Source organism: Streptomyces sp. NBC_00162, from assembly GCF_024611995.1.
Taxonomy (GTDB): Bacteria; Actinomycetota; Actinomycetes; order Streptomycetales; family Streptomycetaceae; genus Streptomyces.
The window spans coordinates 5,788,286-5,814,308 of record NZ_CP102509.1; the positions used below are offsets into that span (position 1 = coordinate 5,788,286).

Genomic DNA, 26,023 nt, shown 5'->3' on the forward strand with positions numbered 1-26,023 from the left:
CTACGAGGTCGCGGCGGTCCGCACCGGGTAGGTCCGGACCGCCACCTCCTCGTCGTCCAGGCAGCGCCCCGACTCCAGGTCGAAGCGCTGCTTCAGCAGCGGCGAGGCCACGAACGGCCTGCCCGCCGCGCTCCCCAGCAGCCCCCGCGACAGCACCTGAGCGCCCGTGAAGGGGTCCTGGTTGCCGATGGCGTACGGGCGCCCCGCGCGGTCGACGAACACCGCGGCCTGGCTCCCGTCGGGCAGCAGGGCCGCGACCCCGCGCCCGGGGACGAGCGCGGACAGCTCGCACACCGTCAGCCAGCCTTCGGCCACCCGCAGTTCGATGGTCATCGGACGGCTCCTCCTATGGTCAGAACGGCCAGGTCGGGCTTGACCTGGTCGCGCTCGGGGACGAACTTCACGGTCGGGTCGGGGGCGCCGGGCGCGTTGACGAAGGACACGAACCGGCGCAGCCGCTCCGGGTCCTGGAGCGTCTCGGCCCACTCGTCGCGGTAGTGCGCCACGTGGTCGGCCATCAGGGCCTCCAGCTCCGCGCACAGCCCCAGCGAGTCGTGCACGACCACGTCCCGCAGATGGGCCAGGCCGCCCTCCAGCCGCTCCAGCCAGGTCGAGGTCCGCTCCAGCCGGTCGGCGGTGCGGATGTAGAACATCAGGAACCGGTCGATCAGCCGGACCAGTTCCGCGTCCGACAGGTCCTGGGCGAGGAGGTCGGCGTGGCGCGGGGTGGCCCCGCCGTTGCCGCCCACATAGAGGTTCCAGCCGCTCGCCGTCGCGATGACCCCGAAGTCCTTGCTCTGCGCCTCCGCGCACTCGCGGGTGCATCCGGAGACCGCCGACTTGAGCTTGTGCGGGGCGCGCAGTCCCCGGTAGCGCAGCTCCAGGTCGATGGCCATCCGTACGCTGTCCTGCACCCCGTAGCGGCACCAGGTCTGCCCCACGCAGGACTTCACTGTCCGCAGGGCCTTCCCGTAGGCGTGCCCGGACTCGAATCCGGCGTCGACGAGCCGGGCCCAGATCCGCGGGAGCTGGTCCACGCTCGCGCCGAAGAGGTCGATCCGCTGGCCGCCGGTGATCTTCGTGTAGAGGCCGAAGTCGCGGGCCACCTCGCCGATCACGATCAGCTTGTCGGGGGTGATCTCACCGCCGGGGATGCGGGGGACGACCGAGTAGGAGCCGTTGCGCTGCATGTTCGCGAGGAAGTGGTCGTTGGTGTCCTGGAGGGCGGCCTGCTCCCCCTCCAGGACGTAGCCGCTGGCGCCGACGGTCGGGGCGAGCGAGGCGATGATCGAGCCGACGGTGGGCTTGCACACCTCACAGCCGTCGCCGCCGCGGGCCTCGGGGCGGCCGTGGCCGTCGAGGAGCTGCTGGTACGAGGTCAGGCGGAGGGTGCGGACGATCTCGTAGAGCTCGGCACGGGTGAAGGGGAAGCAGCCGCACAGCCCCTTGTCGGCGGAGGCCGGCAGCAGCTGCCCGATCACCTTGAGGCAACCGCCGCAGCCGGTGCCCGCCTTGGTGCACTTCTTCACCTCGGGGAGGGTGGTGTAGGCGGTGATGGCCTTCTTGGTGACGTTGTGGCAGGAGCAGATCACCGCGTGGTCGGGGAGCGAGGACGGGCCGAGCGCGACGGGCGCGCCGAGACCGGCGGGCAGGACCAGCTGCTCGGGTGCGACGGGCGGCACGCTGCCGGTGAGCGGGCGCAGCAGGCCGTACGAGTCGGCGTCGCCGACCAGGACCCCGCCGAGCAGGACCCCGTCCGGGGAGACCACCAGCTTCTTGTAGACGCCGGAGCGGGAGTCGGACCAGACGACGTCGAGGCTGCCCGGGGCGCTGCCGTGCGCGTCACCGAAGGAGGCCACGTCCACGCCGAGCAGCTTGAGCTTGGTGGAGAGATCGGCTCCGGTGAACTCCTTCTCCCGGCCCAGCAGATCGTCGGCGGCCGTCTCGGCCATCTCGTAACCGGGGGCGACCAGGCCGTAGACGCGGCCGTCGGAGGCCAGCGCGCACTCGCCGATGGCGTAGACGTGCGGGTCGGAGGTGCGGCAGCGGGAGTCCACCGCGATGCCGCCGCGCTCGCCGACGTCCAGTCCCGAGTCGCGGGCCAGCTGGTCGCGGGGGCGGACACCGGCGGAGAAGACGACGAGGTCGGTGTCGACGGCGGATCCGTCGGAGAGCAGCATGCCGTCGACGTGGCCGTCCTCGCCGGTCCGCACCTCCTGGGTGCCGACACCGGTGTGGACGGTCAGCCCCATGGACTCGATGGTGCGCAGCAGGGCGGCGCCGCCGCCCTCGTCGACCTGGACGGGCATCAGGCGCGGGGCGAACTCCACGATCCGGGTGGCGAGTCCGAGCCCCTGGAGGGCGCCGGCGGCTTCGAGCCCGAGGAGGCCGCCGCCGACCACCGCGCCGCGGGTGCGGTCCTTCGCGTACTCCTCGATGGCGAGGAGGTCCTCGATGGTGCGGTAGACGAAGCAGCCGGGGGCGTCCTTGCCGGGGACGGGCGGCACGAAGGGGAAGCTGCCGGTGGCCAGGACCAGGACGTCGTACGGGAAGACGCGGCCGGAGCGGGAGGTGACGGTACGGGCCTCCCGATCGATGGCCTCGGCGGGGTCGCCGAGGTGGAGGCCGATGCCGTGCTCCTCCATGAAACCGGGCGGCGTCATGGACAGGTCCTCGGCGGTGCTGCCGGAGAAGTACGAGGTCAGGTGGACGCGGTCGTAGGCGGGCCGGGGCTCCTCGCAGAGGACGGTGATCCGGTGGGACCGGGTCGCACCGCGCTCGGCGAGCGCCTCCAGGTAGCGCTGGCCGACCATGCCGTGCCCGATGAGCACGATCGCGGGCAGGGGCTCGGTCATGTCAGTGGCCTCCGTCGTCGGTGAGCAGGTGGAACAGGTCGTGGGGTGCCTCGTCGCCCTCCCAGGTGCGGGCGACGGCGCCCACGGTGGAGAGTTCGCCGAGCAGGACCCCGCCGACCAGGCGGTCGTCGCGGAGGACGACCGTGCGGTAGGTCCGCCGGGTGGCGTCGGCGAAGCGGACCACGTCGTCGCCGGGGCGGGGGGTCGTCTCGCCGAAGCAGGCGAGGTCGAAGGGGCCGCTGCCTCCGGCGGTGGTGAGGGTGAGCCGGGTGAGGGCGCGGGTGCCGGTGTACGCGGTGTCCGTGCCGGCCAGGACGCCAGCGAGGACGTCGGCCTGCTCCAGCGCGGCTCCCGCCAGGCCGTACACCTGGCCGGCGTGCTCGGCGCAGTCGCCGATGGCGTGGATCCGGGGGTCGCTGGAGCGCAGCCGGTCGTCGACCACGATGCCCTTGCGCACCTCGAGCCCGGCGGCCTGGGCGAGCCCGGTGCGGGGCCGTACACCGCAGGCGAGCACGACGAGATCGGCGTCGAGCCGATAGCCGTCGGCGAGCTCGACCCCGGTGACCCTGCGCTGCGCCGTCGTCCGCGGAGCCGCAGGCGAGGTGGTCAGGCCGCGGACGCGGCACTCCGTGTGGATCTCCACGCCCAGGGCTTCGAGGTGGGCGTGCAGCAGAGCGGACGCCTCGGCGTCCAGCTGCCGTTCCATCAGGCGCGCGGCCTGCTGGGCCAGGACCACCTGCGCACCCCGCGCGGCCAGCGCCCTGGCCGCCGAGACGCCCAGCAGGCCCCCGCCGATCACCACCGCCCGCACGCCCGGACGGACGGCCGCCGAGAGCGCCAGGCAGTCGTCCATCGTGCGGAACGCGTGGACCCCGTCGGGGAGTTCCCGCCCCTCGGGCTCGAACAGCCCGCGCAGCGGCGGCAGCACCGGGTTGGACCCGGTGGCCAGCACCAGCGTGTCGTATGCCAACGCCGCGCCGTCGTCGCAGTGGACCGTCCGGTCGGCGCGGTCGATGCGGACGGCACGGACCCCCCGTCGCAGCGCCGGACCGACCGCCGGGAGGGCGGCCACCTCCGGCGCGTACCGGCCCGCCAGGACCTCGGCGAGCAGCACCCGGTTGTACGGAACGTGCGGCTCCTCGCCGAGGACGGTCACCGCCGCACCGCCGGTCAGCCGCGCAGCGAGCCGCAGGCCCGCGAGGCCGCCGCCGATCACCACCACACGCTGTTCCGAGGTCATGCCCCGAGCGTGCGGGTCCGCTGTTTCCCCGCCGCATCGCCGTTGTTACCCGGACGGAACACCGGCCTCAGCGCACGGGTTAAGCGTCAGTGAGGCCTCCCTCAAAGGCCGCCTTAAGGATCATCAAACCCGTCCGCCGGGCCTTAGCGTGATCCGTTTGCGAGATGTGGCGGTGCTGGTCAGGGGCGGGATGCTGGGCGGGGCGGGGGTGGTGGCCCTGCTCTGGCGGTGCAGGTACGGCCCTCGGCCCGGCCCGACGCGCTGTTCGCCACCGCCGCGCACCTGACCGGCCTGTTCGCCGGGTACGGGGTACTGGTGCTGCTGTTCCTGATGGCCCGGGTGCCCGCCGTCGAGCACGGGGTCGGCGCCGACCGGCTCGCCCGCTGGCACGCGCTCGGCGGCCGTCACGTACTGCTCCTCTGCTTCGGGCACGGGCTCTTCGCCCTGCTCGGATACGCCGTGCACGAGGGGGTCGACGTGCTCTCCGCCGCCCGGGAGCTGCTCGGCTACCCCGCGCTCGCCGCCGCCGCGGCCGGGACCGTCCTCCTGGCCGCGGTCGGTGTGACCTCCGCCCGGGCGGTACGCCGCCGGGTGTCGCACGAAACCTGGCGCGGGGTGCACCTGCTCGTCTACCTCGCCGCCGCCCTCGCCTTCGGGCATCAGCTCGCCGGGCCCGATCTCGCCCTCGCCGCCTGGTTCTGGGCGCTCGCCCACACCGTGGTGGCCGTCCTTCTCCTGTGGTACCGGGCCGTCGTCCCCGTACGGCAGGCAATGCGGCACGCGCTGCGGGTCGCGGAGGTCAGGGCCGAGGGGCCGGGGGTGGTCTCCGTCGTCATGTACGGGGAGCACCTCGCGGAACTGCGCGCGGAGCCGGGCCAGTTCCTGTGCTGGCGGTTCTCCCCCAGCTACCGCTGGGAGGTGCCCCCACCAGCGGCGGCTGTGGCACACCGCGCTGCCGTTCTCGCTGTCCGCGCCGGTCCGCGGGAACACCCTGCGCATCACCGTAAAGGGGCTCGGCGGCCACTCCCGCCGGATCCGCCGGCTGCGGCCCCGCACGCGGGTCCCGGCCACCGGGCCGTTCGGGGCGCTCACCGCCGCCCGGCGGACACGGCCCAAGGTGCTGCTGATCGCGGGCGGGGTCGGGATCACGCCGATGCGGGCCCTGTTCGAGACGCTGCCCGGCGGCCCCGGGGACATCACCCTGCTCTACCGGGCCGGGGCCGAGGAACAGCTCGTACTGCGCGCCGAGCTGGAGGCCATCGCCGCGGAACGGCAGGCCGGGCTGCACTACCTGCTCGGGCCCTCGGGCGCCGGCTACGAACCGCTCGCGCCGCAGGCGCTGGCCGCGCTGGTGCCGGACCTGGCCGAGCGCGACGTGTACCTGTGCGGGCCGCCCGGGATGTCCGGGGCGGCGCAGGCCGGGCTGCTGCGGGCCGGGGTGCCGGCCGGACGCATCCATTCCGAGTGCTTCGGCTTCTGACTCCGGCTTCCGACTGCAGGTACTGACCGCAGCCTCCGACTTCAGCTTCCGAGAGGGGCCACCGCTCCATGCGTCGTCCGCTGCACATCGCCCTGTCCGCGCCCGTACCGGCCACTGCCTCCGCCGGCCGGGCGGCCCGCCACCGCAAACCGCGTAGGCCCCCGGTGCTCGCCGCCGGGCTGGGGCTGGCCAGTGTGCTGGCCGCCAGCGTGCTGACGGCGGCCGTGGATCCGGCGGCGCCGGTGGCCCCGGACCGGGCACCGGCCGGGCGAAGCTCAACCTTTGCGCAAGTTTCCGGAGATTGATGGCACCTGCACGCGACAGCTCCATAGGGTCAGGTGGTGCCTGACATATCAACGACCATGATCATCGTGCTGTGCGTGGCCGCCGCGGCGGCCGGCTGGATCGACGCGGTGGTGGGCGGCGGCGGCCTGCTGCTCCTGCCCGCCCTGCTGCTCGGTCTGCCGAACGCCCACCCGGCCACCGTCCTCGGCACCAACAAGGCCGTCGCCATCGTCGGTACCACGGGCGCGGCCGTGACCTACCTCCGCAAGACCACGGTGGACGTGAAGCTCGCCGTCCGCATCGGCCTCGCCGCGCTCGCCGGCTCGATGGGCGGCGCCGCGCTGGCCGGTGGCATCAGCAAGGACGCGCTCCGCCCGCTGATCATGGTGGTGCTGGTGGTGGTCGCCGCCTTCGTGCTGTTCCGGCCCGCCTTCGGCACCGCCCCGAGCGCCTCGCCCGTCAGCCGGCAGCGGGTGCTGCTCGCCATCGGCCTCGCCGGGCTCGGCATCGGCTTCTACGACGGTCTCATCGGGCCGGGCACCGGCACCTTCCTGGTGCTCGCGCTCACCGCACTGCTCCACCTCGACCTGGTCACCGCCTCCGCGACCGCCAAGATCGTCAACGTCTGCACGAACGCCGGGGCGCTCGCGATGTTCGCGTACCAGGGCATGGTGCTGTGGCAGCTGGCCGCGCTGATGGCGGTGTTCAACCTGGCCGGCGGCATGATCGGCGCCGGCATGGCCCTCAAGAAGGGCAGCGGCTTCGTCCGCGGCGTCCTGCTGACGGTGGTGGGCGCGCTGGTCATCAAGCTCGGCTTCGAGCAGTGGGGCTGACCGGACCGGCTCAGTACGTCCCGGTGAGGTGGGCGAAGACGACCACGTTGCCCCGGTAGCCCGTACGCGGCGAGAAGCCGCCGCCGCAGGTGATCACCCGCAGCTCGGCGCGCGCCGAAGGGCCGTACACACGCGTGTCGGGAAAGGCCTTGGCGTCGTAGACCTCGACCGCGTGGACCGTGAACACGGCGGTACGGCCGTCCGCGCGCCGGATCTCGACGCCGGCCCCGCGGTGCAGGGCGCCCAGGTGGTAGAAGACCCCCGGCCCGGCGGCGTCGTCCACGTGCCCCGCGATGACAGCCGTGCCGGTGGCGCCCGGGGTGGTCCCGTCGCGGTACCAGCCGGCCAGGTCCCGCCGGTCGGGCGGGGGCGCTTCGAGGCTGCCGCCCGGCTGCAGGCCGAGCCCGGTCAGCGGGGCGTCGACCCGGATGGAGGGGATCCGGATCCGCGTGGGCGGCGATCCGGGGAGCGGCGCGATGCCCGGGCCCGTGGCGCCGGCGGCCGTCAGGGCCTCGGCGGGGGAGGGCAGCGGCGGCCCGACGGGCTCGCGGGAGCCGCTGGTCACGAGCCAGACGCCGACACAGGCGGCGAGGGCCACGAGGCCTCCGTGGCGGGCTCCGCGGAAATCGCCACCCATGCGTACCCCCTCGGCCTTCCGTTTCGGGGTGACTGGCCGTCGCCCGGCCCCGCGAACGGGGGGACCTCGCGGGGCGGGCGACGGGGGACGGTACCGGTCGGACCGCGGCCGGAGCCGCGGTGGGCGTCCGTCAGCTCCGCGTGCCGCTCGCCCGGCGACGCAGGAGCCAGGTACCGCCGACGGCGGTCGCGGCCAGCACTGCCGCTCCCGCCGCGATCTTGGCGGGGTCGGTGGTGGTGGTCGTGCCACCGCCCACCCCGGTCTGGACGTGGCCCTGCGGGCCGCGTTCGGTGACGACCAGGTCGCCGGTGGCGAACTTGCCGTTCGCGCAGGTCGCCCCGATGCCGTAGGTGCCGGGGCGGGTGCCGGGGGCGACCTGGAACTGCCCCACGACCACCTCCTTGTGGGTGCCCGGGACCAGCTTGAACCGGCTGCCGCCCACCGTGGTGGCATCACCCTCGGCATGGCTGCCGGACCCGCAGGCGGTGGTGTTCACGGTGACGGTGGCGCCCGGGGCGGCGGACTTCGGCCACACCTCCAGCGCGGCGAAGTCTCCGGGAGCGAAGCTCACCATGCCGAGATCCACGGCGGCGACCGCACCGGCGACGGGGCCGGCGAAAGCGGCGCAGGTCATCGCGGCGGCAGTCAGCGCGTGGGCCGTACGTCGGCGCATGGGAACTCCCTGGAGACACGGGGTCGTGTCTCCGAGATAACCCGGCCCGCCCGCCGCGCGCCTGCTGATGTTCTGTCAGATTCCCTCGCGAGCGGCCTGCCGTCGAGTCGTTTCCGCAGGTCAAGGCCGCCTATTCGGCCATCCGGGCCGCCTTCGCCGTCCGGGTGACCGCGGGGAGGAAGCGGGTCAGGCCGGCGGAAGCACCACCGTGGCCAAGGCTCCCGAAGGCGGCAGGTTCTCGAGGGTGACCCGGGCGCCGATCACCTGCGCCTGGCCGAGGGCGATGGTCAGGCCGAGCCCCGCGCCCTGGCCGCGCTCGGCGGCGCCGGTCAGGAACCGCTGCGGTCCCTCGCGCAGCAGCTTCTCCGGGAAGCCCGGCCCCCGGTCCCGGACCGTCACCGTGGTCCCGGACACGGTCACGGTGACCGGCTCCCCGCCGTGCCGCCGCGCGTTGGCCAGCAGGTTCGTCAGGATGCGCTCGAAGCGCCGTACATCGGTGCGGACGTACGCCGCCTCCGCCGTGCCTGCCGCCTCCGTACCGGAAGCACCGGAAGCACCGGACGCCCCAGCCGCCCCGGACGCGCCCACCACCTGCGCCGTCACCCCCGAGCGCCGCGTGATCGACTCCACCAGCGGCCCCAGCCGGTGCGCCTCCAGCTGCGGCTCCTCCCGGTTGGCGTCGAGCCGGGCCACCTCCAGCAGGTCCTCGGTCAGGGTCCGCAGCGCCGCGACCCGGTCCCGTACGAGCTCCGTCGGACGCCCGGGCGGCAGCAGTTCGGCCGCGGTGTGCAGACCCGTCAGCGGGGTCCTCAGCTCGTGCGCCACATCCGCCGTGAACCGCTGTTCTGCCTCCAGGCGCTGCTGCAGGCTGGCGGCCATCGTGTCGACCGCCGAGGAGAGTTCGGCGACCTCGTCCCGCGTCCCCGGCACCCCGGACAGCCCGATCCGCGCGTCCAGTTCGCCCGCGCTGATCCGGCGGGCCGTCTCCGCCGCCGTCCGCAGCTCCCTGCTCAGCCGGCTGGCGATCAGCGCCCCGCCGACCGCCGCGAGCGCCACGACCACCACCCCGTACGCCACGAGCCCGCGGTCCAGCTCGGCCAGCTCCTCGCGGTCGTCGGTCAGCGACAGCCGTACGGACAGCACGTGCGCCCCGCCGACCGGCCGGGCGGCCCAGACCGCCGGGTGCGGCCCGGACATGTCCAGGTAGGTGGTGCGCTCCCCGGCGAGGGCCGCCGTCCGCAGCGGGGCCGGCAGCTCCGGGCAGTCGATCCGGGCATCGGCCTCGCCGACCTTGTCGGCGTCGAGCCGGCCGGTCAGCTCGTACACCTTCCGCACGCTGATCAGCTGGTTGGTGGCGCTCACCCGCGCCGCGTCGGCGATCTGCCGCGCGCGTGCCTCGTGGATCAGCAGCCCGATGGCGACCGCGACGAGCGAGCAGCCGACGGCGAGCAGGATGGAGATCTTCCAGCGCAGGCCGAGGGCCCGCAGCAGATGCCGGTAGCGGGTCAGGACGGCCTTCACCGGGTGTTCCCTCCGTCCTTGCGGAAGCGCCGCTCGTCGTTGACCACCGTCATCCGCTCGCCGTCCCAGTGGTAGCGCACGGCCTGTTCGGAGCCGTCGTCGGCCGCGATGTGGACCAGCAGGTCCGTGCCGATCGTCTCGGCCGTCAGCTGGCGGCCGATGGTGAGGAGGATGGAGACGATCTTGCCGTTGACCACCGCGTAGACGCTCAGCGCCGAGCGGCCGGTCGGCACGTCGGCGGCGACGATCAGATCCGGCTGCCCGTCGCCCGTCAGGTCCCGGTACACGGCCGGGCGGATCCCGGCCCGGCCGGGCGCCCGGATGCCGGTCTCCTTGCCGAGGTACGGCTTCATCCGCGGGTCGGAGCGCGCGACATCGGTCGGGTTCAGCCCGGCGAGCCCCTTCGGCCCCGGCTCGGGGGCGTTCTTGAGCGGCTTCGGCGCGGGCTCCCGCCGGCCCACCGCGGAGCCCCCCGGGGCCTGCGTCCAGGCGGGCCACAGCGGTTCGGGGCGCGGCTGGCTCGACACGGGGGGTGCGGGTGTCCCCTTGCCGAGGCCGCCGTGTGCGGCGCAGCCGCCGGCGGCGAGTGCGCAGGCGCACAGGACGGCGGCGAGCAGGCGGCGGGACGAAGGCGTCATGGAAACAGAACCGTGGGGTGGGGGAGGCAGGGAACCGACGCTAGACGGTGAGGGTCACGGGCACCGGGAGGTCGTGTAACAGCGGTGCGTACGGTGGTGGGGCGCAGGCAGGTCGGGACCTTGGTCCCGGTCTGCGGAGTGTTCCGCCGTACCCCAGGGAGGGCCCCGTGACATCGGTCGTTCGGCCACAAGACCCGACCGCTCCGCTCCCGTTCTTCGTCTACGGGACGCTGCGCCCGGGCGAGGTCAACCACGACCTGTTCCTGCGCGGCCGAAGCGTCGCGGAGGAGCCCGCCGGCCTCCCGGACGCGGCCCTGTACGAAGGTCCCGGCTATCCCTTCGCGGTCGACTGCCCGGGTTCGTTCGTGGTCGGGGAGCTGATCACCGCGGCGCCGGGTGCGTACGGGGAGCTGCTGTCCGCCCTGGACGTGCTGGAGGAGTACGGGGGCCCGGGCCGCCCGGGGAACGTCTACGACCGGATCGCCCGCGATGCCGTGCGCCCCGGCGGCACCCCGGTCCGGGCCTGGGTCTACCTGGCGTCGCCGCTGCTCGCCCGTGACCTGCGGGAGTCGGGCACCGAGATACCGGGCGGGGACTGGCTCAAGCGGCTCTAGGGCCTAGAGGCCCTCGGCGCCGCGGTTGCGCAGCCGCTGGCCGTACTGCTGGAGCACCCACAGCTCCTCCTGGACCGCGGCCAGTTGCTCCGGCGGGGCCTGCGGGCCCAGCCGGGACAGCGTGCCCTGGATCTCGTGGACCCGGCGGTCGACGGCGCGCAGCCGCACCTGGACAAGCTGCACCCCCGCGTAGACCTCGTCCACCGTCTTCGCGTGGATGGCCTCGACCGCCAGCTCCGTGACGAGCGCGCGGACGGTGTCGTTGGGGGCCGCGTCACGTACGCGGACCAGATAGTCCTCGGTACCGAGCGAGGCGCCGCCGGCCTCCTGGATGGCCTGGCGCACGGCCGCGTAGGGCGGGGCGGTGAACTCGTCGCCCCCGTACGCGTCGAACGCCGGGGAGACCAGGGCCGGGCGCTGGAGGGCCAGCTTCAGCAGCTCGCGCTCGGTGCGGTGGGCCGGGCTGCGCAGGTTCAGCGCGGGGCCGCCCCCCGGCTGGGCGGCGGGCGCGGCGGCGGCCTCGTAGGACGGGCGGCCCCTGCCCTGCTGCTGGGGCTGGTTGCCGCGGTCGCGGGCCCAGCGCGCGAGCTGCGCGACGCGCTTGACCACGAACTGTTCGTCGCGGATGCCGAGCATTCCCGCGAGCTGCACGGCGGACTCGTGCTGGATCGCGATGTTCTTGATGTGGGCGACGACCGGAGCGGCCTCGTCCAGCGCCGCCGCCCGGCCCGCCGGGTTCTCCAGGTTGTGCCGGGCGACGATGTGCCGCAGCGCGAACTCGAAGAGCGGGGTCCGGGAGTCCACGAGCCCGGCAACGGCCGCGTCCCCCTGTGCCAGGCGCAGGTCGCAGGGGTCCATTCCGCCCGGGGTGATCGCGATCGAGGTCTCGGCGGCGAACTTCTGGTCGTCCTCGAAGGCCCGCAGCGCCGCCTTCTGGCCGGCCGCGTCGCCGTCGAAGGTGAAGATCACCTCGGCGGTGGCGTTGTCCATCAGCAGCCGCCGGAGGATCTTGATGTGGTCCCCGCCGAAGGCCGTGCCGCAGGTGGCGATCGCGGTGGTGACCCCGGCCATGTGGCAGGCCATCACGTCCGTGTAGCCCTCGACCACCACGGCCCGCGAGGTCTTCGCGATCTCCTTCTTCGCCAGGTCGATGCCGTACAGGACCTGGGACTTCTTGTAGATCGCCGTCTCGGGCGTGTTCAGGTACTTGGGGCCGTTGTCGTCGTCGCGCAGCTTGCGGGCGCCGAAGCCGACCACCTCGCCGCTGATGTCGCGGATCGGCCACATCAGCCGGCCGCGGAAGCGGTCGATGGGCTTGCCGCTGCGGCTGTCCTGGGCGAGCCCGGAGGTGATCAGCTCCTTGTCGCTGAAGCCCTTGCCGCGCAGGAATCGGGTCAGGTGGTCCCAGCCGGCCGGGCTGTAGCCCACGCTGAAGTGCGCGGCCGCCCCCTGGTCGAAGCCCCGCTCGGCCAGGAACTTGCGGCCGATCTCCGCCTCGGGGCTGTCCAGCTGGTCGACGTAGAACTGGGCGGCCGCCTTGTGCGCCTCGACCAGCCGGATGCGCTCACCGCGGCCGCTGGTGCCGGCGGTGTAGCCGCCCTCCTCGTACCGCAGGGTGATGCCGGCCTGGCCTGCGAGGCGCTCGACCGCCTCCGAGAAGGAGAGGTGGTCGATCTTCATGATGAAGTCGAGGGTGTCCCCGCCCGCCTGGCAGCCGAAGCAGTGGTAGAGACCCTTGCTGGGGCTGACCTGGAAGGACGGGGACTTCTCGTCGTGGAAGGGGCACAGGCCCTTGAGGTTGCCGCCGCCCGCGTTGCGCAGCTGGAGGTAGTCGGAGACCACGGCGTCGATCGGGACCGCGTCCCGTACCGCCTTCACGTCGTCGTCGTTGATCCGTCCTGCCACGCGTGAAGTCTACGGCCGGACGCCGACAAACCCGTCAGGCCCCCTCGGGCGTGAGCAGCGACGAGAGCGGAACCGAGGGATCCGACAGTTTCTCGCGGTCCACGGGCTCCTTTGACCTGATCAGGGCCTGGATGTGCTCGGTCACATCCCACACGTTCACGTTCATCCCGGCGAGCACCCGCCCCTCCGAGAGCCAGAAGGCGATGAACTCCCGCTTGCCCGCGTCCCCGCGGATCAGCACCTGGTCGTAGCCGCCGGGCGGCGCGTAGCCCGAGTACTCCAGACCCACGTCGTACTGGTCGGAGAAGAAGTAGGGCACCCGGTCGTACGAGACCTCCTGCCCCAGCATGGCCCGCGCGGCGGCCGGGCCCCCGTTGAGGGCGTTGGCCCAGTGCTCGACCCGCAGCCGGGTCCCGAGCACCGGGTGGTGCGCGGCGGCCACGTCCCCGACCGCGAAGACGTCCGGGTCGGAGGTGCGCAGGGAGGCGTCCACCGCGATCCCGCCACCGTGCTCCCGGTCGACCAGGGCCAGCCCGGAGGTCTCGGCGAGCGCGGTGCGCGGCGCGGCCCCGATCGCGGCGAGCACCGCATGCGCCGGGTGCTCCTCCCCGTCGTCCGTACGGGCGGCCAGCACCATGCCGTCGTGGCCCACGATCTCGGTCAGCCGGGCCCCGAAGTGGAACCGCACCCCGTGATCGGCGTGCAGGTCCCCGAAGAGCCGGCCGATCTCCGGGCCGAGCACCGCGTGCAGCGGGGTGGGCTCGGGCTCGATGACCGTGACCTCCGCGCCGTACCCGCGGGCCGCCGCGGCGACCTCCAGGCCGATCCACCCGGCGCCCGCGATCAGCAGGTGGCCGTTGTCCCGGCCGAGCCCGGCCAGGACGCCCCGCAGCCGCTCGGCGTGCGCGAGGCGCCGCAGGTGGTGCACCCCGGCCAGGCCCGTGCCCGGGATGTCCAGGCGGCGCGGTTCGGCGCCGGTGGCCAGCAGCAGCTTGTCGTAGTGCAGGGCGGTGCCGTCGCCGAGGACCACCTTCTTGGCGTCCCGGTCCAGGTGGACGGCGGGCTGGCCGAGGTGCAGCTCGATGTCGGCGGCCGCGTACCAGGACGGCTCGTGGACGAAGACGCTGTCGCGGTCTTCCTTGCCCATCAGGTACCCCTTGGACAGCGGGGGCCGTTCGTAGGGATGGTCGCGCTCGTCGCCGATCAGGATCACCCGCCCAGTGAACCCCTCGGACCTCAGCGTTTCGGCCGCCTTTGCCCCGGCAAGCCCTGCGCCGACGATGACGAATGTCCGGTGTGCGTCGACCACCTGATGCCTCCTCATAACCTCTCCGCCACATGCGACCACATGCGAGCGTCCCGCAATGAGCCTGCCGCGTGAAGGGGGAGTGGCCCGATCAGCTCACCTGTCGGCGCGTCGCGTGCGCAGGGTGAGGCGTGCGTGCAGGGAACGGGCGGCTGCGTCGGTGAGGGACGCGATCTGGTCGATGACCGCTCGTTTCCTGGCCTTGTCGTCCGGTGCCGCGTCGAAAATGGCCCGGAACTGAGGGTCCAGACCCTCGGGGGCGCGGGCGCTGAGCGCCTCCGCGAGTTCGGCCAGGACGATGCGCTGGTCGGCGCGGATCCGCTCTTGTTCGTCGCGCTGCATGACGTACAGGTCGGCGACCGCCTTGAGGACGGCGCATTCGTTTCGCGCCTCGCGGGGGATCACCAGTTCGGCGGCGTACCGAGTGAGGCGGCCGGAGCCGTACGCCTCGCGGGTGGCGCCCTCGGCGGCCAGGCAGAAGCGGCCGATGAGCTGGCTGGTCGCGTCCTTCAGGCGGGCCTGGGCCACGGCCGAGCCGTCGTACCCGTGCGGCCACCACTCCTGCTCCATCAGCCGGTCGAGGGCGGCCCGCAGCTCCTCCGGCTCGGTGTCGGCGGGCACGTAGCGGCCGATGGCGACCCGCCAGATCGCGGTGCGCTCGGGTTCGGCGAAGAGGAGATTGGGGTCGAGGTGGCCGGCGTGCAGCCCGTCCTCGAAGTCGTGGACGGAGTACGCGACGTCGTCCGCCCAGTCCATGACCTGGGCCTCGAAGCACTTGCGGTCCGCGGGCGCGCCGAGGCGCAGCCACTCGAAGACCGGCAGGTCGTCCTCGTAGGCCCCGAACTTCACCGAGCCGGGGTCGGTCGGGTGGTCCCCGCGGGCCCACGGGTACTTGGTGGCGGCGTCCAGGCAGGCCCGGGTGAGGTTGAGGCCGACGCTGACGAGTTCGCCGCTCGCCGGATCGGGCACGAACCGCTTGGGTTCCAGACGGGTCAGCAGGCGCAGCGACTGGGCGTTGCCCTCGAATCCGCCGCAGTCCTTGGCGAACTCGTTCAGCGCCTCCTCGCCGTTGTGGCCGAAAGGCGGGTGTCCCATGTCGTGGGAGAGGCAGGCGGCCTCGACGAGGTCGGGGTCGCAGCCGAGCGCGGCGCCCAGCTCCCGGCCGACCTGGGCGCACTCCAGGGAGTGCGTCAGGCGGGTACGGGGGCTGGCGTCCCAGTCGTAGGAGCGGGTGCCGGGGGTGACCACCTGCGTCTTTCCGGCGAGGCGGCGCAGGGCGGCGGAGTGCAGCACGCGGGCGCGGTCGCGCTGGAAGGCGGTCCGCCCGGGCCGCTTGTCCGGCTCGGCGGCCCAGCGCTCGGTGGCGGTGGAGTCGTACAGGTCGTCTGCCAGGGCGTGCGCGGTGCCTTCCATGAAGAGACGGTAACCGGAACCTCTGACAAACCGGGATCAGGCGGAGAGGAGTTCCGGCCGTTCGGCGCTGAGGGGCAGGGCGCGCGCCCGGTCGTAGCGGTGGAGCAGGAGGCGGGCCAGGGCGGGGTGGTCGCCCAGGGGCGCGGCGGCGAGGGCGGGCGCGGCCGCGGCGGCCTGGGTGGCGAACCGGCCGGGCGCGGCGAAGTACGAGGCCACGGCCGGCCGGTGGTGACCGCGGGCGGCCAGGGCGCGGACGGCCTCGGGGACGGTGGGGGAGGCGGCGGAGGCGTAGGCGGGGACCACCGGGACGCCGCCGAGGCGCTCGGTGAGCAGGGCGGCGGTGTGGCGGGTGTCGGCGGCGGACTCGGGATCGCGGGAACCGGCGGCGGCGAGCACGACGGCCGTACTCGCGTGGTGGGCGGAGCCCCAGCCGGCCTCCAGGAGGCGTTCGTACAGGGCCTCGACGAGCAGCGGGTGCGGGCCGAGCGGCGCGGCGACGGCGACCCGCAGGTGCGGGGCGGCGGCGGCCGCCGCGGGGAGATCACGTTTGACGTGGTGCCCGCGGCCGAGGAGCAGCGGGACGAGGACCGCCTCGCCGTGCAGCTCGCGCAGGGTGTCGCCGAGCAGCGGCCGGTTCAGCTCGATGTGCCCGAGCCGGACGTCGAGCCGCGGGCGGAGCTCGCGGACCTGTTCGAGGAGGGCGAGGGCGGTATGGAGGGCGCGCGGGTCGCGACTGCCGTGGGCCACGGCGACGAGGGTGGGCTGCTGCATGGGTGGGCTCCGTGGGGCCGGGCGCGCGGCGGGCGCACTCCGCTGAGCTGCGTGCCGAGTTGGGCGGTGATCCGGGACAGCAGTTCGGCGGCGCTGCCGAAGGGGAGGGGCAGGGTGTCGGGAGGGTGCACCGGCTCCGTCATGAATCGATCCTGCGCGCCGGAGGTTGCCGGTGCGTTGCGCGGGGATGACGGGTGTTTTCCGGGTGCTCACCCGCCCGCTCGGTCATCCGTGCGAGTGAATGGAGGGGAGGAGGGAACTGGGGGCCGGGGCCCGCTCGTCAATCCGTGCGAACGAGGTGTGAAGCGTGGGGTGCAAGGGGGCGGTCATGAGGATGGACAGCTGGGCTCGGTCGGCGGCTCGGTCGGCGGCTCGGTCGGCGTCACGGACGGTGGCGCGGGCGGTGGCGGGCCGGCGGCCGAGGCTGCCGCGGGGCGTGCGGGCGCGGCGGCGGGTCGTGCAGGTGGTGATGGCGGGCTGCGCGCTGGCGCTGCTGCCCGCGGCGTGGACGCACGCGGCGGCCGCGGACCGGCTGCGGACCACGGCCGACGCGCCCTCCGCCGAGGTGGCCGTGGTGTTCGGGGCGGGTCTGTGGAACGGGCAGCCGACGCCCTATCTGGCCAACCGGCTCGATGCCGCCGCCGAGCTGTACCGCGCGGGCAAGGTCAAGGTCGTGCTGGTCACCGGGGACAACAGCCGCACGGAGTACGACGAGCCCGACGCGATGCGCAGGTATCTGACCGGGCAGGGGGTGCCGGACGGACGGATCGTCAGCGACTTCGCGGGCTTCGACACATGGGACTCGTGCGTCCGGGCCAAGGAGATATTCGGGGTCGACCGGGCCGTGCTGATCAGCCAGGGCTTCCACATACGCAGGGCCGTCGCCCTGTGCCAGGCGGCGGGCTTGGACTCGTACGGGGTCGGGGTGGCCGACGAGCACGACGCCACTTGGTACTACGGCGGGACCCGCGAGGTCTTCGCGGCCGGCAAGGCGGCGCTGGACGCGGCCTTCAAGCCGGATCCGCACTTCCTGGGACCCAAGGAGCAAGGGGTGTTGCGGGCCCTGGGGGCTCTGGCAGACTGACGAGGCATCGGCTATGCCGATTAGTCATATCCTGGTCGGTCTGTTCGAGCATCAGAGGTGTGAACCGTGCCTGTTGTGGATCTGAGCGGCAAGGTCGTCGTCATCACCGGCGCAGCCCGTGGCCTGGGCGCGGCGGCGGCGCGGGCCGTGGTGGACGGTGGCGGCAAGGTGCTGGTCACCGATGTGCTGGAGGCGGAGGGCGCGGAGACGGCCGCGAAGCTCGGCGGCTCGGCACGCTTCCTGCGGCACGACGTGACGAGCGAGGCCGACTGGCAGGCGGCACTGGAGTACGCGGTCGCCGAGTTCGGCCGCATCGACGGACTGGTGAACAACGCCGGGATAGCCACCGGCCAGTTCCTGGAGCACGAGAGCGTCGAGCACTTCCGCCAGGTCGTGGAGATCAACCTGGTCGGCGTGTTCATCGGCATCAAGACCGCGATCCCGCTGCTGCGGGCGAACGGCGGCGGCTCCATCGTCAACATCTCCTCCGCCGCGGGCCTGACCGGCCTCGCGCTCACCGCCGGCTACGGCGCGTCCAAGTGGGGCGTGCGCGGCCTGTCGAAGATCGGCGCGGTCGAGCTCGCCGAAGCCCGGATCCGCGTGAACTCCGTACACCCCGGCATGACGCTGACCCCGATGACCGCCCCCGTCGGCATCCAGGCCGGCGAGGGCAACTACCCCGGTACCCCGATGGGCCGCGTCGGCGTCCCCGAGGAGATCGCCGCCGCCGTGGCCTTCCTGCTCTCGGACGCCGCCGGCTACATGACGGGCGCCGAGCTGGCGGTCGACGGCGGCTGGACGGCGGGCCTCACGGTGAAGTACCTGACCGGCCAGTGATCCTCGCGGAGGTGTGCGTGCCACCGCCGGTGATCCGGGCCTCACAGGAGCGGGCGGGCGGCGCTGAGGGGGAGCAGGCCGGCTTGTAACGCGAGGCGGCGGCCCGCGTAACACCGCCGTCGCACGCTGGACCGCATGCACACCCCGGAAGCAGCCGCCACCGCCACGCACTGTCCGTACTGCGCGTTGCAGTGCGGGATGAACCTCCGCCCTGAACCGGGCGGCGAAGGCGTCGCGGTGGAGGAGCGGGCGGACTTCCCCGTCAACCGGGGCGCGCTGTGCGGCAAGGGCCGTACCGCCCCCGCCGTGCTCTCCTCCCGGGTACGCCTGACCGGACCGCTCGTCCGCACCCACGCAGGGCGGCTCGAACCGGCCACCTGGGAGGAGGCCCTCGACACCGTCGCCGAGGGCCTCGCCCGCACGGGCCGCGCGTACGGGCCAGACGCGGTCGGCGTCTTCGGCGGCGGCGGGCTCACCAACGAGAAGGCGTACGCGCTCGGCAAGTTCGCCCGGGTGGCCCTGCGCACCTCGCAGATCGACTACAACGGCCGCTTCTGCATGTCCTCGGCCGCCGCCGCGCACCAGCGGGCCTTCGGGCTCGACCGGGGCCTGCCCTTCCCGCTGGAGGACATCCCCCGCACCGGCTGCGTGATCCTCGTCGGCTCGAACCTCGCCGAGACCATGCCGCCGGCCCTGCGCTACCTCACCGAGCTGAAGGAGAACGGCGGCACCCTGATCGTCATCGACCCCCGCCGCACCCGCACCGCCGAACAGGCCGACCTGCACCTCGCCCCACGGCCCGGCACCGACCTCGCGCTCGCCCTCGGCATGATGCACCTCGTGGTGGCGGAGGGGCACACGGACGAGGAGTTCATCGCGGACCGCACCACCGGCTGGGAGGCGGCGCGGGCCGCCGCCATGGCCCACTGGCCCGAGCTGGTGGAACGCATCACAGGCGTCCCCGTCCCCAGGCTCCGCGAGGCGGTCGAGATGTTCTGCGCGCCGTCCTCCGCGATGGTCCTCACCGCCCGCGGCCCGGAGCAGCAGTCCAAGGGCACCGACACCGTCGGAGCCTGGATCAACCTGTGCCTGGCCACCGGCCGGGCCGGCCGCTCGCTCTCCGGCTACGGCTGCCTCACCGGCCAGGGCAACGGCCAGGGCGGCCGCGAGCACGGCCAGAAGGCCGACCAGCTCCCCGGCTACCGCAAACTGACCGACCCGGCTGCCCGGGCGCACGTGGCAGGGGTCTGGGGCGTCGACCCCGACGCCCTCCCCGGCCCCGGCCGCAGCGCGTACGAACTCCTCGACGCCCTCGGTACGGACGTCCGCGCCCTCCTCCTCATGGGCTCCAACCCGGTGGTCTCGGCCCCCCGCGCCTCCCACATCGAGGACCGCATCCGCTCCCTGGACTTCCTCGCGGTGGCCGACGTGGTCCTCTCCGAGACCGCCGCCCTCGCGGACGTGGTCCTTCCGGTCACCCAGTGGGCGGAGGAGACCGGCACCACCACGAACCTCGAGGGCCGCGTCCTGCTCCGCCGCCGCGCCCTGACCCCGCCGCCCGGAGTCCGCACCGACCTGGAGGTCCTGCACGGCCTCGCCGCCCGCCTCGGCATCGAGAAGGGCTTCCCCACCGCCCCTGAGGAGGTCTTCGACGAACTGCGCCGCGCCTCCGCCGGCGGCCCGGCCGACTACTCGGGCATCAGCTACGACCGCATCGAGGCCGAACAGGGCGTCTTCTGGCCCTGCCCGGACGGCTCTTCGGGCACGCCCCGGCTCTTCCTGGACGGCTTCGCCACCGACGACGGCCGGGCCCGCTTCGTCCCCGTCACCCACCGGGACGCCGCCGAGGTCCCGGACGCCGACTACCCGCTGTTCCTCACCACCGGCCGCGTGGTCGCCCAGTACCAGTCCGGCGCCCAGACCCGCCGCGTCGCCGAGCTCAACGCGGCCGCCCCCGGCCCCTTCGTGGAACTCCACCCCCGCCTCGCCGCCCGCCTCGGTGCCGTCGACGGCAGCCCGCTGGCGGTGATCTCCCGCCGCGGCCGGGCCGTGGCCCCGGCCCGCATCACGGACACCATCCGCGCGGACACCGTCTTCATGCCCTTCCACTGGCCGGGCGAGGGCCGCGCCAACACCCTGACCAACCCCGCGCTGGACCCGGTCTCCCGCATGCCGGAGTTCAAGGTCTGCGCGGTCCGCGTCGAGCCGGCCTGACCGGCAGGACGCCCCGCGCCCTCAGGACGCGAGCCGGGTCACTTTCGTCACCTTGCACGTGACCTGTCCCCGGATCTGCTCGAGGGCACCGGCGGTCGTCTCCGCCCGCTGCCCCGGGGCCAGGTTGTTGCTGAGGGCCGCACCCTCGGCGAGCCGCACGCCCGAGGGGCCCACGAACTCGACGCCGACGATGTACGTACTGGTCTCACCGCTGCGATTCGTGATCATCAGCTTGGCCGACGGCCAGTGCGTGGCCGGGTCCACCTGGCACGAGGTGATCCGCACGTCGCCGACGGGTCCAGGATTCGCGGCCGGTGACGCCTGCGAAGCCGGCGCCCGGGGCGGGGACGTCCCGACGGCGGGTGTCGCCGCCGGCGCGCTCTCCTCGTCCTTCGTGCCGCCGCCGTCCGGGCCGATGGTGGCCAGCAGACCGGCGAGGCCCACCAGCATCAGCACGCCGAGGAGGCCGAGGCCGACGCCCAGGGCGACCCGCCTCCTGGCGGCGCGCGGCGGCGGAGGCGTGAGCGGTCCGGGCGGAGGGCGGCTGTCCCGGGGGTGCCAGCCGGGGGGCGGATTCGGGTTCGACACGGGACACCCCCGGGGTTCGGGCCGGTGGCCTGCCTGCGGCTTCGACGTCTGCCGTGCTGTTCAGCATCGCACCGGTCCGGCGCGGCCACCTGTCGGCGAAGGCCCGGCCGGGCGCCGCGGCCGGATCGGACATGGGTGCGGCCCGCTTCGGGGCCGCCCTCGGGGGGTAACCATCCGGTCACGCACCGGACGCAGAAAGTGCTCGCACGCCCCTCGTGGCAGCGATGTGTCGTACCCCACACTGAGTTGCGGTGCCTGAGTCCTCGGACCCCTGGAGGTCGCCCCCGTGCAGACCCAGACGCAGCCCCCGACCGCCACCCTGACCGTGACCGATCAGCCCGAGCGCGAGGCCGAGGCCATGGACGACGAGCCAGAGCCCCTCGACCTGGCCGAACAGGTCGAGCAGGTGCCGGCACAGCGCAAGCGCGTGGACAGCGGGGGCGGAGCGGCGAGTCCGTCCGCCGACCTGTTCCGGCAGTACCTGCGCGAGATAGGCAGGATCCCGCTGCTCACCGCCGCCGAGGAGGTCGACCTCGCGCGGCGCGTCGAAGCCGGCCTGTTCGCCGAGGAGAAACTCGCCGGCACCCCGGACCTCGACTCCCAGCTCGCCTTCGACCTCGACAAACTCGTCGTCATGGGGCGCATGGCCAAACGCCGGCTCATCGAGTCGAACCTCCGCCTCGTGGTCTCCGTCGCGAAGCGGTACGTGGGCCGCGGGCTCACCATGCTCGACCTCGTGCAAGAAGGGAACCTCGGGCTCATACGGGCCGTTGAGAAGTTCGACTACGCCCGCGGGTTCAAGTTCTCCACCTACGCCACCTGGTGGATCCGGCAGGCGATGTCCCGGGCCCTCGCCGACCAGGCCCGGACCATCCGCGTGCCCGTCCACGTCGTGGAGCTGATCAACCGCGTCGTGCGCGTACAGCGCCGCATGCTCCAGGAGCGCGGGTACGAGCCCACCGCCGAAGAGGTCGCCGCCCACCTGGAACTGACCCCCGAGCGGGTCCTCGAGGTGCTCCGCCTCGCGCAGGAGCCGGTCTCCCTGCACGCCCCGGTCGGAGAAGAGGACGACGTCGCGCTCGGCGACCTCATCGAGGACGGCGACGCCGCCTCTCCCGTGGAGTCCGCCGCGTTCTTCCTGCTGCGCGAGCACCTGGAGGCCGTGCTGTCGACCCTCGGCGAGCGCGAGCGCAAGGTCGTCCAGCTGCGGTACGGGCTCGACGACGGGCGCCCGCGCACCCTGGAGGAGATCGGCCGGATCTTCGGCGTGACGCGCGAGCGGATCCGCCAGATCGAGTCCAAGACCCTCAACAAGCTGCGCGACCACGCCTTCGCCGACCAGCTGAGGGGCTATCTGGACTGAGGCGGGACACCGGAAGGGGGCGCCCCGAAGGACGCCCCCACCCCACCGTTCGACCGCGGTCGGCCAGTCGGCCGCTCGACTAGTCGACCTCGGCCACCGCCTGCGCGAACTGCGCCGCGTACAGCCGCGCGTACGCGCCGTCCGACGCGAGCAGCTCCTCGTGCGTGCCCTGTTCCACGATCGAGCCGCTCTCCATCACCAGGATCACGTCCGCGTCGCGGATCGTGGACAGCCGGTGCGCGATCACGAAGGACGTACGGCCGTGCGCCAGGCGCGCCATCGCCTTCTGGATCAGCACCTCGGTACGGGTGTCCACCGAGCTCGTCGCCTCGTCGAGCACCAGGATCACCGGGTCCGAGAGGAACGCCCGGGCGATGGTGATCAGCTGCTTCTCGCCCGCGCTGACCCCTGCGCCCTCGTCGTCCAGCACGGTGTCGTAGCCGTTCGGCAGGGTGCGGATGAAGCGGTCCGCGTGGGCCGCCCGCGCCGCCTCCTCGATCTCGGCGCGCGTGACTTCGCGCGAGGCACCGTAGGCGATGTTCTCCGCGATGGTGCCGCCGAACAGCCAGGTGTCCTGGAGCACCATGCCGATGCCGCCGCGCAGTTCCTCGCGCGTCATCTTCGCGATGTCCACGCCGTCCAGGGCGATCTCGCCGCCCGTGACCTCGTAGAACCGCATCAGCAGGTTGACCAGGGTGGTCTTGCCCGCGCCCGTCGGGCCGACGATCGCGACCGTGTGCCCGGGCTCGACTGTCAGCGAGAGGTTCTCGATCAGCGGCTTGTCCGGCTCGTAGCGGAAGGCCACCTTGTCGAGGGTGACCTGACCGCGCAGGGTCTCCGGCCGCTCCGGAACCTCGGCGTCCGGCTCCTGCTCCTCCGCGTCCAGCAGCTCGTAGACCCGCTCCGCGGAGGCGACGCCGGACTGGATGAGGTTCGCCATCGTGGCGACCTGCGTCAGCGGCATCGAGAACTGGCGCGAGTACTGGATGAAGGCCTGCACATCACCGATCGACAGGGTGCCCGAGGCGACCCGGAGACCGCCGACGACCGCGATCAGCATGTAGTTGACGTTCGATATGAAGAACATCACCGGCTGCATGATGCCGCTGACCAGCTGCGCCTTGAAGGAGGCCCGGTACAGCGCTTCGTTCTGCTCGGCGAAGAGGGCCGCGGACTCCTTCTGCCGGCCGAACACCTTGACCAGCGTGTGGCCCGAGTACATCTCCTCGATGTGCGCGTTGAGCGTGCCGGTGGTCTTCCACTGCGCCACGAACTGCGGCTGCGACTTCTTGCCGATCTTCGCCGCGGCGTAGACCGAGATCGGCACGGTCACCAGCGCGACCAGCGCAAGCAGCGGCGAGATCCAGAACATCATGGCGAGCACGCCGAGGATGGTCAGCAGCGAGTTCAGCAGCTGCCCCATCGTCTGCTGGAGCGTCTGGCCGATGTTGTCGATGTCGTTGGTGGCCCGGCTGAGCACCTCGCCGCGCTTCTGCTGGTCGAAGTACGACAGCGGCAGCCGCGACAGCTTCGCCTGGAGCTCCTCGCGCATCCGGTAGACGGTGCCGTTCATGACGTGGTTCGACAGCCTGGTGGCGACCAGCATCAGCAGCCCGGCGAGGGTGAACACCACCAGCGCCCAGATCGCCACGACCCCGACCGCGCCGAAGTCGATGCCCTGGCCCGGCGTGAAGTCGGTGCCGGACAGCATGTCCGCCATGCCGTCCTGGCCCTTGGCGCGCAGCCCGTCCAGCGCCTGCTGCTTGCTGATCCCGTCCGGCATCTGCCGCCCGACGATCCCCGCGAAGACCAGGTCGGTGGCCTCGCCGAGGATCTTCGGGCCGACGACCGCGCACCCGACGCTGCCGACGACGGCCGCGACCATGCCCCACAGCTTGGCCCGGTCCTGCGCGATCTGGCCGAGCAGCCGCTTGCCCGAGCCCTTGAAATCCATGGACCGTTGGACCGGTCCCGCCATCATCCGTCCTCCGGGCCCGCTCATGCGGCCTCCGCCTCCGTCAGCTGGGAGAGCACGATCTCCCGGTAGGTCTCATTGCCGGCCATCAGCTCGTGGTGGCGTCCTTCGCCCACGACCTGTCCCTCGTCCAGGACGATGATCCGGTCGGCGTCGCGGATCGTGGAGACCCGCTGGGCGACGATCACCACGGTCGCGTCCTCGGTCTCGCGGGCGAGCGCCGCGCGCAGCGCCGCGTCCGTCGCGTAGTCCAGGGCCGAGAAGGAGTCGTCGAAGAGATAGATCTCCGGGCGCTGAACCAGGGTGCGGGCGATGGCCAGACGCTGGCGCTGCCCGCCGGAGACGTTGGTTCCGCCCTGGGTGACGGGCGCCTCCAGACCGCCTTCCAGCGTGGACACGAACTCCTTGGCCTGGGCCACCTCCAGCGCCTGCCACAGCTCTTCGTCGGTCGCGTCCGGGCGCCCGTAGCGCAAGTTGGAAGCGACGGTTCCGGAGAACAGGTAGGGCTTCTGCGGGACCATGCCGACGGTCTTGGCGAGCAGATCCGGGTCCAGCCGCCGTACGTCCTCCCCGTCGACCAGCACCTCGCCGCCGGTCGCGTCGAACAGCCGCGGGATCAGGCCCAGCAGCGTGGACTTGCCGCTGCCGGTGGAGCCGATCACGGCCGTGGTCTCTCCCGGACGGGCCAGCAGGTCGACCCCGCGCAGGACCGGGGCCTCGGCGCCGGGGTAGCGGAAGTCGGCGCCGCGCAGCTCGAGGCGTCCGCTCCGGGTGAGCTCGCGCACCGGGTCGGCGGGCGGGACCACGCTGGAATCGGTGTCCAGGACCTCCTGGATGCGCTCGGCGCAGACCTCGGCGCGCGGCACCATCATGAACATGAAGGTGGCCATCATCACGGACATGACGATCTGCATGAGGTAGGCGAGGAAGGCCGTCAGCTGGCCGATCTCCATGCCGCCGCTGTCGACGCGCATCGCACCGAACCAGATGACGGCGACGCTGGAGATGTTCACGACCACGATGACGGTCGGGAACATGTACGCCAGCAGCTTGCCGACGGCCAGCGAGACGCCGGTCAGGTCGGCGTTCGCGTCCCGGAAACGATCCTTCTCGTAATCGTCGCGGACGAAGGCGCGGATCACCCGGTTGCCGGTGATCTGCTCGCGCAGCACCCGGTTCACGGTGTCCAGGCGGTCCTGCATCTGGCGGAACAGCGGCCGCGTCTTGAAGACGATCGTGCCGACCGACAGGCCGAGTACGGGGACCACGGCGAGCAGGACGCCCGACAGCTTCACGTCCAGCGACAGCGCCATGACGATGCCGCCGACGCACATGATCGGCGCCGAGACCATCAGCGTGAAGGTCATCAGCACCAGCATCTGGACCTGCTGGACGTCGTTCGTCGTACGGGTGATCAGCGACGGGGCGCCGAACTGGCCGAGCTCCCGCGCGGAGAAGCTCTGTACGCGGTCGAAGATCGCGGCGCGCACGTCCCGGCCGAAGGCCGCCGCCGTGCGGGCGCCGTAGTAGACGGCTCCGACGTTGCAGACCAGCTGGACGAGCGAGACACCGAGCATCAGCACGCCGAAGCGCAGGATGTAGCCGGTGTCACCGTTGACGACACCGTTGTCAATGATGTCCGCGTTGAGGGTGGGCAGGTAGAGGCTCGCACTGGTCTGGAGCAGTTGCAGCAGCACCAGCAGGGCGATGGGTTTTTTGTACTGACCCAGATGGGTCCGCAGCAGTCGTATGAGCACGCGCAGGCTCCGGTCGGCATGATCGAGGGGGTTC

The 26,023-nt window shown here is 72.9% G+C and carries 22 protein-coding genes and 1 pseudogene; 9 read left to right on the top strand and 14 right to left on the bottom strand.

Features of this window, described 5'->3' with window-relative positions; genetic code table 11:
• Genes nirD through JIW86_RS26865 form a run of 3 tightly spaced genes read right to left on the bottom strand, consistent with a single transcriptional unit; the run spans position 1 to position 4,095 of the window.
• A complete protein-coding gene (gene nirD, locus JIW86_RS26855; RefSeq protein ID WP_215141978.1) occupies positions 1 to 333 on the bottom strand; it encodes a nitrite reductase small subunit NirD in 333 nt (110 codons plus the stop codon).
• On the bottom strand, positions 330 to 2,855 hold the full coding sequence (gene nirB / locus JIW86_RS26860; RefSeq protein WP_257556429.1) for a nitrite reductase large subunit NirB: 2,526 nt from the start codon (positions 2,853 to 2,855) through the stop codon (positions 330 to 332). Before nirB ends, nirD begins: the two co-directional genes overlap by 4 nt.
• A 1-nt stretch (position 2,856) precedes the next feature.
• Positions 2,857 to 4,095, bottom strand: coding sequence for an NAD(P)/FAD-dependent oxidoreductase (locus tag JIW86_RS26865; RefSeq protein WP_257556431.1), 1,239 nt, complete (start codon positions 4,093 to 4,095; stop codon positions 2,857 to 2,859).
• 330 nt (positions 4,096 to 4,425) lie between these two features.
• On the opposite strand from JIW86_RS26865, the pseudogene JIW86_RS26870 reads away from it, so the two are divergent.
• The 4 genes and pseudogenes from JIW86_RS26870 to JIW86_RS26885 all read left to right on the top strand — a co-directional run.
• Positions 4,426 to 4,686 (top strand): annotated as a pseudogene (locus JIW86_RS26870) (ferric reductase-like transmembrane domain-containing protein); the annotation flags it as partial.
• 526 nt (positions 4,687 to 5,212) lie between these two features.
• Positions 5,213 to 5,575 (top strand): hypothetical protein, encoded by a 363-nt coding sequence (locus tag JIW86_RS26875; RefSeq protein WP_257556433.1) that lies wholly within the window; start codon positions 5,213 to 5,215, stop codon positions 5,573 to 5,575.
• A 68-nt stretch (positions 5,576 to 5,643) separates the two neighbouring features.
• Positions 5,644 to 5,880 carry a hypothetical protein gene (locus JIW86_RS26880; RefSeq protein WP_257556435.1) on the top strand — a complete coding sequence of 79 codons (237 nt, stop codon included), beginning with the start codon at positions 5,644 to 5,646 and terminating at the stop codon, positions 5,878 to 5,880.
• Positions 5,881 to 5,916: 36 nt separating this feature from the next.
• Positions 5,917 to 6,693, top strand: coding sequence for a sulfite exporter TauE/SafE family protein (locus tag JIW86_RS26885; RefSeq protein WP_257556437.1), 777 nt, complete (start codon positions 5,917 to 5,919; stop codon positions 6,691 to 6,693).
• A 10-nt stretch (positions 6,694 to 6,703) separates the two neighbouring features.
• Here JIW86_RS26885 and JIW86_RS26890 read toward each other — a convergent pair whose 3' ends face one another.
• The 4 genes from JIW86_RS26890 to JIW86_RS26905 all read right to left on the bottom strand — a co-directional run bounded on the left by JIW86_RS26890 (position 6,704) and on the right by JIW86_RS26905 (position 10,162).
• Positions 6,704 to 7,330, bottom strand: coding sequence for a class F sortase (locus tag JIW86_RS26890; protein WP_257556439.1), 627 nt, complete (start codon positions 7,328 to 7,330; stop codon positions 6,704 to 6,706).
• 130 nt (positions 7,331 to 7,460) lie between these two features.
• The gene (locus JIW86_RS26895; RefSeq protein ID WP_257556441.1) at positions 7,461 to 8,003 is read right to left on the bottom strand and encodes a hypothetical protein; all 543 of its coding nucleotides are present in this window, start codon (positions 8,001 to 8,003) and stop codon (positions 7,461 to 7,463) included.
• A 186-nt stretch (positions 8,004 to 8,189) separates the two neighbouring features.
• Positions 8,190 to 9,524 carry a sensor histidine kinase gene (locus JIW86_RS26900; RefSeq protein WP_257556443.1) on the bottom strand — a complete coding sequence of 445 codons (1,335 nt, stop codon included), beginning with the start codon at positions 9,522 to 9,524 and terminating at the stop codon, positions 8,190 to 8,192.
• A complete protein-coding gene (locus JIW86_RS26905) occupies positions 9,521 to 10,162 on the bottom strand; it encodes a hypothetical protein (protein ID WP_257556445.1) in 642 nt (213 codons plus the stop codon). Before JIW86_RS26905 ends, JIW86_RS26900 begins: the two co-directional genes overlap by 4 nt.
• A gap of 167 nt (positions 10,163 to 10,329) precedes the next feature.
• Here JIW86_RS26905 and JIW86_RS26910 point away from each other — a divergent pair, with 167 nt between their 5' ends.
• Positions 10,330 to 10,776, top strand: coding sequence for a gamma-glutamylcyclotransferase family protein (locus tag JIW86_RS26910; RefSeq protein ID WP_257556447.1), 447 nt, complete (start codon positions 10,330 to 10,332; stop codon positions 10,774 to 10,776).
• 3 nt (positions 10,777 to 10,779) lie between these two features.
• On the opposite strand, the gene dnaG is transcribed toward JIW86_RS26910, so the two are convergent.
• The 4 genes from dnaG to JIW86_RS26930 all read right to left on the bottom strand — a co-directional run bounded on the left by dnaG (position 10,780) and on the right by JIW86_RS26930 (position 16,171).
• A complete protein-coding gene (gene dnaG, locus JIW86_RS26915; protein WP_215140880.1) occupies positions 10,780 to 12,681 on the bottom strand; it encodes a DNA primase in 1,902 nt (633 codons plus the stop codon).
• 34 nt (positions 12,682 to 12,715) lie between these two features.
• Positions 12,716 to 13,990 carry an NAD(P)/FAD-dependent oxidoreductase gene (locus tag JIW86_RS26920; protein WP_215140881.1) on the bottom strand — a complete coding sequence of 425 codons (1,275 nt, stop codon included), beginning with the start codon at positions 13,988 to 13,990 and terminating at the stop codon, positions 12,716 to 12,718.
• Between the two features lie 93 nt (positions 13,991 to 14,083).
• On the bottom strand, positions 14,084 to 15,400 hold the full coding sequence (locus JIW86_RS26925; protein WP_215140882.1) for a deoxyguanosinetriphosphate triphosphohydrolase: 1,317 nt from the start codon (positions 15,398 to 15,400) through the stop codon (positions 14,084 to 14,086).
• Between the two features lie 36 nt (positions 15,401 to 15,436).
• Positions 15,437 to 16,171 (bottom strand): sirohydrochlorin chelatase, encoded by a 735-nt coding sequence (locus JIW86_RS26930; protein ID WP_416237605.1) that lies wholly within the window; start codon positions 16,169 to 16,171, stop codon positions 15,437 to 15,439.
• A gap of 328 nt (positions 16,172 to 16,499) precedes the next feature.
• Between JIW86_RS26930 and JIW86_RS26935 the strand changes: the two genes are divergently transcribed.
• From JIW86_RS26935 to JIW86_RS26945, 3 genes are all read left to right on the top strand, one after another.
• Entirely contained in the window at positions 16,500 to 17,255 is a 756-nt protein-coding gene (locus JIW86_RS26935) for a SanA/YdcF family protein (RefSeq protein ID WP_416237606.1), read from the top strand.
• A gap of 66 nt (positions 17,256 to 17,321) precedes the next feature.
• Complete coding sequence (locus JIW86_RS26940; RefSeq protein ID WP_257556452.1) at positions 17,322 to 18,092, top strand: glucose 1-dehydrogenase; 771 nt, start codon at positions 17,322 to 17,324, stop codon at positions 18,090 to 18,092.
• Positions 18,093 to 18,227: 135 nt separating this feature from the next.
• Positions 18,228 to 20,306: a molybdopterin oxidoreductase family protein gene (locus JIW86_RS26945; protein WP_257556454.1), complete on the top strand. Its 2,079-nt coding sequence runs from the start codon at positions 18,228 to 18,230 to the stop codon at positions 20,304 to 20,306.
• A gap of 21 nt (positions 20,307 to 20,327) precedes the next feature.
• Here JIW86_RS26945 and JIW86_RS26950 read toward each other — a convergent pair whose 3' ends face one another.
• Positions 20,328 to 20,894 (bottom strand): hypothetical protein, encoded by a 567-nt coding sequence (locus JIW86_RS26950; protein WP_257556456.1) that lies wholly within the window; start codon positions 20,892 to 20,894, stop codon positions 20,328 to 20,330.
• 325 nt (positions 20,895 to 21,219) lie between these two features.
• Here JIW86_RS26950 and JIW86_RS26955 point away from each other — a divergent pair, with 325 nt between their 5' ends.
• Positions 21,220 to 22,257: an RNA polymerase sigma factor gene (locus JIW86_RS26955; protein WP_416237691.1), complete on the top strand. Its 1,038-nt coding sequence runs from the start codon at positions 21,220 to 21,222 to the stop codon at positions 22,255 to 22,257.
• 79 nt (positions 22,258 to 22,336) lie between these two features.
• Here the strand turns inward: JIW86_RS26955 and JIW86_RS26960 are convergent, their stop codons facing one another.
• Positions 22,337 to 24,259 (bottom strand): ABC transporter ATP-binding protein, encoded by a 1,923-nt coding sequence (locus JIW86_RS26960; protein WP_257556460.1) that lies wholly within the window; start codon positions 24,257 to 24,259, stop codon positions 22,337 to 22,339.
• A complete protein-coding gene (locus JIW86_RS26965; protein ID WP_257556462.1) occupies positions 24,256 to 25,989 on the bottom strand; it encodes an ABC transporter ATP-binding protein in 1,734 nt (577 codons plus the stop codon). Before JIW86_RS26965 ends, JIW86_RS26960 begins: the two co-directional genes overlap by 4 nt.
• Positions 25,990 to 26,023 lie beyond the last annotated feature (34 nt).